The sequence below is a fragment of the Brevibacterium sp. genome (assembly GCF_052105255.1).
Classification (GTDB): Bacteria; Actinomycetota; Actinomycetes; order Actinomycetales; family Brevibacteriaceae; genus Brevibacterium; species Brevibacterium linens_B.
In genome coordinates this window covers 1-9031 of sequence record NZ_JBQDYQ010000086.1, presented here as the reverse complement: position 1 = coordinate 9031, position 9031 = coordinate 1, and the positions used below count along the sequence as shown (strand labels likewise).

The window sequence follows — 9031 nt, the reverse complement described above, 5'->3', positions numbered from 1 at the left end:
CCGGAGGCTGCGCGCAGGTACCAGAACATGTTCGTGACCTCACGAGCCACGGTCGCGCCCATCCCGTACTGCGGATCGACACCGGCGCACAGCGCCAGGTCCGTGGCGAAGCCGCGCAGCCACGCTGCCTGCGCCTGCGGATGGTCCGAGGGGATCTCGGCCAGGCGGTTCCACAGGATCGGGGCCAAGGTGTAGGCCGTCGGACCGGCCAAGGGCTGCGGATCGATGGCCTTCCATGTGGAGATGCCCGTCGGATCGGGGTTGCCGGCGAGGATGTTGTAGTAGTGCAGATCGGCATGGATGAGCCAGTTCTCATCCGACGAGGCCAGGGTCTGCATCCAATTGCGGGCGGACGATAGCAGCAGGGAATCGTGCGGACCCGCCTCCGACCACCCGGTCAGCAGCGCGGCATCGGCATCGAACGAGTTCAGCCACCCTGCCACGACATCCTGGACGCGCAGGAACTCCGAAGCTGCCGGAATCTCCAGGGACCGCTGCAGGGCACCCCAGATCGGTGGCACATCGGCCAGAGGCAGCACGGAGAGATTGTCCTTCGTGCGCAGCCGCTCCTGGAGAGTGACCCGGAAGCTGCGATCATCCCGGATGACCCGCACCGCCCCGTGCCCGTTCCACATCTTCAGCGCCCGCAGCACCTGCGCATGCGCGGCCGTATGCGCCGAGGTAGGAGCCGCGAACCGCAGCACCCCCTGATAGTTCTCCTGCGTGAGCACCGGAATCACCAAGGACTCGCAGCCGGCCCATGGGGCCCCGGGCACGTCGTCGAAGCGCAGCTTCCATCGGTCGAGAAGCTCATTGGCCATATAGTCGAGCGCCGCAATCCACGAATCGGTGCGGTATTCGCCGATGATCTCGCGCGTGGCACGGTAGAGAACCGGTGGAACCTTCACTTCTGCACCTCCGCCTGCCCGGGTTGGTCATAGGTGAAACGCAGCGGCTGCGGATCGGCGAATGCCATCCGGGTCCGGGCCGATTCCCACAGCCGCAGAATCGCCGAGGCATCCGCCTCCAACCAGGGCAGAAGTGCCGACGCGATGCCGTCCTCGAGGGAGAGCGCGAGGTCCTTCGCGGAGTCCGCGTCCGTCGGGGTGGGATCGACCTTCCACGCCGAGGCGGCCGGATCGGCCGTGTGCTCACCGAGGCGTTCGAGCATCTCCCCGGACAGAGCACCCAGGGATTCGAGCCGAGCCAGCGCAGCCGAGCGTTCGTGTGACTTCGAGTCGAAGTTCACGGCGAGCCGCTCATAGCCGTACGCGGCCGCCCGCGACTGGTTGAGGATCGCGTTGTACCTGTCTGCCTGCCCCGCGGGCACTTCGTTTCCGGAGTCGTTCGTCCCAGCATCCGCGTCGGCCTTGGCGGTGGCGCTGGGGGACGCCGTCGACTCATCGCCGGGGTTCGAGCCGTCGAGCTGCTCACGCCCGGCACGGATGAGTTCGGCAGCGGTGGTGATGATCTCCGGCTTCTTGGCCCCGGCGACCAGGGCCAGACCTGTGGACACATCGGCCAGGACGGGAATGAGACCCGATCCCAAGGACGCGGAGGCCTCGAAGACGGTGCGGGAGGCCACCTCGGCGGCTTGGACGAAGGTCCGTTCATCCTCGGTCGGGGGTGCCTCGGTGGCGAACTCTGTCGGCGGATTCCATACCGGTCCGACCGCCGCAGCGAAAGCGGCGAGGTCCTCACCAGCGGTTTCGGGATCCCCTGAGCCGGGGGAGGCGGAGTCGAAGATGCGGGCCAGACGATTGCGCAGCTGCTGGGTGGCATCGAGCGTCGGGATCTCCGGATCCTGATCGAGGCGCAGGCCGCAGGCGGTGAGCAGGCCCAGGCTCAACCCGCCGACGCCGGCAGTCAGCAGGCCGCGGCGACTGACGGGAAAACGCATACGGCAATCCTATCGGATGCCCCGTCGACGCCGCGGGACGCCCGAACCAGGTCGAAGGCTTAACCTCGACGGCGCCTGTCGCTTAGGGTGGGTGAGAACACGGCGGTCGCACACGTGCACGGTGCGCCGGCCCCGCGCCCCACCTCGGCGAGGGGAGAGGCCAGAGAAATGGAGGAGACATGGACGAAGACGTCGAGCGGATCAAGGGCCTGCTCGCCCCGCCCCTGCAGGATGCGGGATTCCACCTCGAGACCGTCAAAGCCGTCGCTGCCGGACCACGGCGCACGCTCACCGTCGTCGTCGACCTCGACGAATCGAGCACCGATCCGATGTCGATGGAGAAGATCGCAGAATCGACGAAGATCGTCGGCGACGCCCTCGATGAGGTCGAGATCTTCCGGGACAAGCCCTATCAGCTCGAGGTCACGAGCCCCGGTGCCACCCGGAAGCTCGAGACCCCCCGCCACTTCCGACGCGTCATCGGCCGGCGCCTGGAGATCACGACGAAGAAGGACACCTTCAAGCTCGATCTCGCCGAGGTGGGGGAGAGTTCGATCACGGGCACGGACCCCCAGCGCAAGGAGTCGAAGACGGTCGACCTCGGCGAGATCCGCAAAGCTCAGGTGGAACTGAAGTTCCGCTGAGGCGAACCTCACGCTCCGCCGGCGGCGAGGTCGCCCCAGCACGGACAGAGTGCGGGCGCGGACTGGGATAGACTATTACGCCTGCATAAGTGAACACAGACAATTCAATGCTCGGTTGAGCGAGAGAGGATTTAGACATGGACATCGACCTCAATGTTCTGCGCGTGATCGAACGAGAGCGTGAGATTCCGCTGGAAACCCTCATCGAGCTCATCGAACAGGCGCTCTTCCTCGCCTATCAGAAGACCGAAGGAGCTTGGCCCGACGCCCGTGCCGAACTCGACAAGTCCACCGGTGAGGTGCGCATCCTCGCCGTGGAGTTCGACAACGACGACAACCCGATCGGCGAGTTCGACGACACTCCCACCGGCTTCGGCCGCATCGCCGCCCAGACCGCCCGACAGGTCATCCACCAGCGGCTGCGCGATGTTGAGGACGAGACCTTGCTCGGCACGTTCAAGGGCCGCGAGGGCGAGATCGTCTCGGGCATCATCCAGCAGGGCCGGGACCCGCAGATGGTCCAGGTCGACATCGGCGACGTCGAGGCGGTGCTGCCCCCGCACGAACAGGTCCCCGGCGAGACCTACTCCCACGGCACCAGACTGCGCGTCTACATCGCCGATGTGCACAAGGGCACGAAGGGCACCTCGGTCACCGTCTCCCGCACCCACCCGAACCTCGTGCGCCGACTCTTCGCCCATGAAGCCCCGGAGATCGCCGACGGCACCGTCGAGATCGTGTCTCTGGCCCGCGAGGCCGGCCACCGAACGAAGCTCGCCGTGCGCGCCACGAAGCCGGGAGTCAACGCGAAGGGATCGTGCATCGGCGAGCTCGGCTCACGTGTGCGCGCGGTGATGAACGAACTCGGCCAGGAGAAGATCGACATCGTCGACTACTCCGACGACCCGGCGAAATTCATCGCCCACGCGCTGTCCCCGGCCAAGGCCAAGAGCGTCGAGATCCTCGACGCCGCCGCGCAGGAATCCCGGGCCGTCGTCCCCGTCGACCAGCTGTCCCTGGCCATCGGCAAGGAAGGGCAGAACGCCCGCCTGGCGGCGAAGCTCACCGGGTGGAAGATCGACATCGTCGCAGGCGAGTAGCCTTTCGCAGTGATCGGCACCACTGGCCCCTTGGCGCGAGCGGGGGTGCCGGTGCTGTAGAATCATTCATTGTGAATGTTGGTGATGGACCCGTAAGGACGTGCATCGCCTGTAGGCAGAGGGCCGGTCGGGACGAGCTGACGCGCTTCGTGTTCCGCCCCGATCAGCATCCCGCCGTCGTCCACGACGTGTCAGCGACACTGCCGGGACGTGGTGCGTGGGTGCACCCCGATGAGAAGTGCCTGAACAGGGCCCTGACCACTGCCGCCTTCGCTCGATCCTTTCGAACGAAGATCACCGCCTCGGACCTCCCGAGGCCGGACACCGAACCCAAAGAGAACGGGTAGCCGAATGGATGACAAGTTGTGAGTGTCGCACGATGACACCCAGACGGAATTCGAGAGAGCAGTGAAATGAGTACTGCTCTTCATTGATGAGGTTCTTTCCTGACCGGGAAAGAACCCGGACAGGAGAACTGTGGCAAAGCCCCGTGTCCATGAGCTCGCGAAAGAGCTCGGCACAACAAGTAAGAACGTCCTCGAAAAGCTCCAGGACATGGGCGAATTCGTTCGCTCCGCCTCTTCGACGCTCGAAGCGCCCGTTGTGCGCCGCGTGAAGGAGGCATTCGCCGATTCCGCTTCCGCCGACGGTGGGAAGTCGACCGGCGCGAAGAAGGCCGCCAAGCCGGCCGCGAAGCCCGGAGCCCCGAAGCCCGGTGCGAAGCCCGCACCCAAGCCCGCCGCGAAGTCGGCTGCCAAGCCGGATGCTGCGAAGTCTGCCGGTTCGGCGAAATCGGCCCCCGCCGAGGATGCCGCCCCCGCTGCGAAGTCCGCACCGAAGCCCGGCGCCAAGCCGGCGACCCCGGCTGCTCCGAAGGCAACCGAATCGTCGGAGGCTCCCGCAGCCAAGCCGGCTGCCTCCTCGGCGCCGAAGCCCGGAGCCCCGAAGCCGGCGGCCGCGCCCAAGCCCGGAGCCCCGAAACCCGGTGCTCCCAAGCCGGGTGCTGCCGGAAAGCCCGGCGGTCGTGGTGCCGCGCGTCCCGGAAACAACCCCTTCGCGTCCTCGCAGGGAATGCCGAAGCCCGGTCGCGGTCCCAAGCCCGGCGGTCGTTCCGGCGGCCAGGGTGGCCAAGACGGTCAGGGTGGCCAGGGCGGACGCCCCGGCAACAACCCGTTCGCCCCGTCGCAGGGAATGCCGAAGGCCGGTCACAAGCAGCGCTCCGGCGGTGACGAGACCTCGGGCGGCCCCCGTCCGGCACCTCGCCCGGGCGCACCACGCCCGAACCCGTCGATGCTGAAGAACTCGGCACTGAACAAGCCCGCTCCCGGCCGCGGTCGCGGCGGCGGACGCGGAAACGCCCCAGGCGGCGCACCCGGTGCCCCGGGCGGCGCTCCCGGCGGTCCTCGTCGTGGACCCGGCGGCGGTCCCGGTGGTCGCGGTTCAGGTCGCGGTCGCGGAAGCACGCAGGGTGCATTCGGCCGCGGCGGCGGTCCCCGTCAGAAGGGACGCAAGTCGAAGCGGGCGAAGCGCGCAGAGCTCGAGCAGATGCAGGCTCCCTCGGTCGGTGGCGTCACCGTTCCGCGCGGAGACGGCAACACGCCGCTGCGTCTGCGTCGCGGCTCCTCGCTGGCCGACTTCGCCGAGAAGATCAACACCGATCCGACGAACCTCGTGACCGTGCTCTTCCACCTCGGTGAGATGGCCACGATCACCCAGTCCCTCGACGAGGCGACCTTCGACGTCCTCGGCGAAGAGCTCGGCTACAAGATCGAGATCGTCTCGCCCGAAGACGAAGACCGTGAGCTGCTGGAGACCTTCGACATCGACCTCGATGCCGAAGCCGCAGAAGAGGACGACGAGGACCTGCAGGCACGTCCGCCGGTCGTCACCGTCATGGGTCACGTCGACCACGGTAAGACCAAGCTGCTCGACGCGATCCGCTCGGCCAATGTCGCTTCCCGCGAAGCCGGCGGAATCACCCAGCACATCGGTGCCTACCAGGCCGAGGTCGAGCACGAGGGCGAAGATCGCAAGATCACCTTCCTCGACACCCCGGGTCACGAGGCGTTCACCGCCATGCGTGCCCGTGGTGCGAAGTCGACGGACCTCGCGATCCTCGTGGTCGCCGCCGACGACGGCGTCATGCCGCAGACGATCGAAGCTCTCAACCACGCTCAGGCGGCCGATGTGCCGATCGTCGTGGCCGTGAACAAGATCGACAAGGAAGGCGCCAACCCCGCCAAGGTCATGCAGCAGCTGACCGAATACAACCTCGTGGCCGAAGAATACGGCGGCGAGACCATGTTCGTGCCGATCTCCGCGCTCAAGCGCGAGGGCATCGACCAGCTGCTCGAGTCCGTTCTGCTGACCACCGATGCGGCCCTGGACCTGCGGGCGAACCCAAACAAGTCCGCTCGCGGCATCGCAATCGAAGCCAAGCTCGACAAGGGCCGCGGTGCGGTTGCCACCGTGCTCGTCGAGTCCGGCACCCTGCGTCAGGGCGACGCCATCGTCTGCGGCACCGCCTACGGACGTGTGCGTGCGATGTTCGACGAAAACGGAAACGTCGTCGAGGAGGCCGGACCCTCCCGCCCCGTGCAGGTGCTCGGTCTGTCGTCCGTCCCGCGTGCCGGTGACTCGTTCATCTCCACCGATGACGATCGCACGGCCCGTCAGATCGCTGAGAAGCGTGACGCCATCGAGCGCAACGCCGCTCAGGCCCGCGGTCGCAAGCGCATCAGCCTCGAGGACTTCACGAAGGCTCTGGCTGAGGGCAAGGTCGACATGCTCAACCTCATCCTCAAGGGTGACGTCTCCGGTGCTGTCGAAGCGCTCGAGGATTCGCTGCTCAAGATCGATGTGGGCGACGACGTCGACCTGCGGATCATCCACCGCGGCGTCGGTGCGATCACGGAGAACGACATCAACCTGGCCACGGTCGACAACGCGATCGTCCTCGGCTTCAACGTCCGTCCGGAAGCGAAGGCTCGCGACCTGGCAGACCGCGAAGGCGTCGACGTCCGCTACTACTCGGTCATCTACCAGGCGATCGACGACATCGAGTCCTCGCTCAAGGGCATGCTCAAGCCCGAGTACGAAGAGGTCCAGACCGGTACCGCGGAGATCCGCGAGGTCTTCCGCTCCTCGAAGTTCGGCAACATCGCCGGTTCGATCGTCCGCGACGGCATCATCAAGCGGAACTCGACCGCTCGCGTCACCCGCGACGGAATCGTCATCGGCGACAATGTCCACATCGAATCGCTGCGTCGGTTCAAGGACGATGCGACCGAGGTCCGCGAGGGCTACGAGTGCGGTATCGGACTCGGCAAGTTCAACGACCTGCGCGTCGGCGACATCATCGAGACCTTCGAGATGCAGGAGAAGCCGCGCGACTGATCGGTCGCACAGTGCGTCGCACCCGCTGATCCGACAGCGCATCAGCGCAGCCGAGGAGGATGGGACTCGCACCGTGAGTCGACGGCTCCGGTCGGCCCCCTGAAGGGGTGACCGGCCGGAGCCGGTTCGATTGCACAGCTAACATAGGGCCGGAAGAGTTGTTCCGGCCCCGAACAGAAGGACACGCACCATGGCAGACTCGACACGGGCCCGCAAGATCGCCGACCAGATCAAGGTCATCGTCGCCAGCACCATCGAGCGCAAGCTCAAGGATCCCCGCCTCGGCTTCGTCACCGTCACCGATGTGCGCGTGACCGGCGATCTGCAGCACGCCACCATCTTCTATACCGTCTACGGCGACGACCAGGATCTCGTCGGCACCGGTCATGCCCTCGAATCGGCCAAGGGATTCATCCGCTCCGAGGTCGGCAAGGGGCTGACGATCCGTCTGACCCCGAGCCTCGAATTCATCGCCGACGCCGTCCCCGAGGCGGCCGCCCGTCTCGACGGACTGCTCGCTCAGGCTGCCGCCGACGATGCTCGAGTGGCCGGGTTGGCCAAGGACGCGCAGCATGCAGGTGAATCCGACCCGTACAAGAAGGCCGACGACGCCGACGAGGAGTGATCGTCGCTTCCCAGCGGACAGAGTCCATCGCGCCTGGTCATCGGGTGGGGAGCGGCGGAATGGCCGTCCCGGGTCCGATTTGAGCTTCGTCACGTCGCGAAAAAAGTTCTCGTAACAGTTTTGTTATCTTTCCGAGATGTCGTAGACTTTTTGCGGTAACGAAATGATTACGACTCTGTTAAGGGAATTCTGCATTGGGTAAGCACTCCTCACCGAAGCCGTCGTTCGCGAAGCAGCTGATCCGGGACCTGACTCCCGGCAAGCGCCCCGCAGGCCGACGCGCAGCGAATGCGCCGTCCTCGGCGACTTCCGTGCTGGCGACCGTCAAGCAGCGTCCCGTCGTCGCCGCGATCGCCGTTCCAGCAGCTGCGACCGCCGCAGTCGTCGGTTCGACCGTCGTCATGGGACCGCCCGAGTCCGGCAACGTCACCACCGAAGCCGCATCGACGACCCCCGAGGAGTCGACCACCGCCTCGACCCCGAGCCAGAAAGAGCTCGACGCCGAACGCAAGAAGGCCGGCGAAGAGTACCTGGAGAAGGTCAAGGACGACCCGAAGTACAAGAACAGGACTTCGAAGACCGATCTCGAGGTCAAGGCTCCGCCGAAGCCCAAGCCGACCGCCGAATCCTCGGCCGCTGAGAATAAGAGCGCCGAATCCTCGGCCGCTGAGAAGAAGAGCGACGATTCCTCGTCCGATGAGAAGTCGGGCGATGAGAAGTCCTCCGGCGGCACCTCCTCGGACACCTCGGCACCGCCGTGCAGCGTGTCGTCGTCGATCGAGTCCGGTCTGCTGCCGAACGCCGTCAACGGCTACCGTGCCGTCTGCGCGAAGTTCCCCGAGGTCAAGACCTTCGGCGGACGTCGACCCGGCACCGGTTCGGACCATAACACCGGAGAAGCCGTCGACATCATGATCACCGGCTCCACCGGCGACCGCATCGCCGACTACCTTATCCAGAACCAGGGCTCCCTCAACGTCAAGTACGTCATCTGGGAGCAGCGCATCTGGATGCCCGGACGGGGCTGGAAGGGTATGGGGGACCGCGGAGGCGCGACCGCCAACCACTTCGACCACGTGCACGTGTCCTTCAACTGATCGCCGAACCCAGTGAGCGATTCTTCCCCGCAGGGCGTCCTCGTCTGCGACAAACCGCCGGGGCTGAGCTCCCACGGTGTGGTCTCACGCATCCGCCGCTGGTTCGGGACGAAGAAGGTCGGCCACGCCGGCACTCTCGACCCGATGGCCACGGGCGTGCTCGTCCTCGGCCTCGGCCGCGGCACCAAGCTGCTCACCTATATCACCGGGGTCTCGAAGACCTATTTCGCCACCATCCGTCTGGGGTCGTCGACCCCGACCGATGATGC

General features: G+C 66.2%; 8 protein-coding genes and 1 pseudogene. 7 read left to right on the top strand and 2 right to left on the bottom strand.

Features of this window, described 5'->3' with window-relative positions:
* Together ACTIIH_RS15215 and ACTIIH_RS15210 are read right to left on the bottom strand one after the other, a co-directional pair.
* A partial coding sequence (locus ACTIIH_RS15215; RefSeq protein WP_441452719.1) for an aminoglycoside phosphotransferase family protein occupies positions 1 to 908 on the bottom strand: 908 nt, incomplete at its 3' end.
* Positions 905 to 1900 (bottom strand): hypothetical protein, encoded by a 996-nt coding sequence (locus ACTIIH_RS15210; protein WP_441452718.1) that lies wholly within the window; start codon positions 1898 to 1900, stop codon positions 905 to 907. The genes ACTIIH_RS15210 and ACTIIH_RS15215, both read right to left, overlap by 4 nt.
* A 179-nt stretch (positions 1901 to 2079) precedes the next feature.
* On the opposite strand from ACTIIH_RS15210, the gene rimP reads away from it, so the two are divergent.
* The 7 genes and pseudogenes from rimP to ACTIIH_RS15175 form a co-directional block, all read left to right on the top strand.
* Entirely contained in the window at positions 2080 to 2544 is a 465-nt protein-coding gene (gene rimP, locus ACTIIH_RS15205; RefSeq protein ID WP_169252659.1) for a ribosome maturation factor RimP, read from the top strand.
* 137 nt (positions 2545 to 2681) lie between these two features.
* The gene (nusA, locus tag ACTIIH_RS15200) at positions 2682 to 3644 is read left to right on the top strand and encodes a transcription termination factor NusA (protein ID WP_441090763.1); all 963 of its coding nucleotides are present in this window, start codon (positions 2682 to 2684) and stop codon (positions 3642 to 3644) included.
* Positions 3614 to 3991 (top strand): YlxR family protein, encoded by a 378-nt coding sequence (locus ACTIIH_RS15195; RefSeq protein WP_441452717.1) that lies wholly within the window; start codon positions 3614 to 3616, stop codon positions 3989 to 3991. The genes nusA and ACTIIH_RS15195 overlap by 31 nt, the downstream gene beginning before the upstream one ends.
* A gap of 130 nt (positions 3992 to 4121) precedes the next feature.
* The gene (gene infB / locus ACTIIH_RS15190; protein ID WP_441452716.1) at positions 4122 to 7040 is read left to right on the top strand and encodes a translation initiation factor IF-2; all 2919 of its coding nucleotides are present in this window, start codon (positions 4122 to 4124) and stop codon (positions 7038 to 7040) included.
* Between the two features lie 190 nt (positions 7041 to 7230).
* A complete protein-coding gene (rbfA, locus tag ACTIIH_RS15185; RefSeq protein WP_101547292.1) occupies positions 7231 to 7665 on the top strand; it encodes a 30S ribosome-binding factor RbfA in 435 nt (144 codons plus the stop codon).
* A gap of 194 nt (positions 7666 to 7859) precedes the next feature.
* A complete protein-coding gene (locus tag ACTIIH_RS15180; protein WP_441452715.1) occupies positions 7860 to 8762 on the top strand; it encodes a ligand-binding protein SH3 in 903 nt (300 codons plus the stop codon).
* A 12-nt stretch (positions 8763 to 8774) separates the two neighbouring features.
* Positions 8775 to 9031, top strand: a pseudogene (locus ACTIIH_RS15175) (tRNA pseudouridine(55) synthase TruB); the annotation flags it as partial.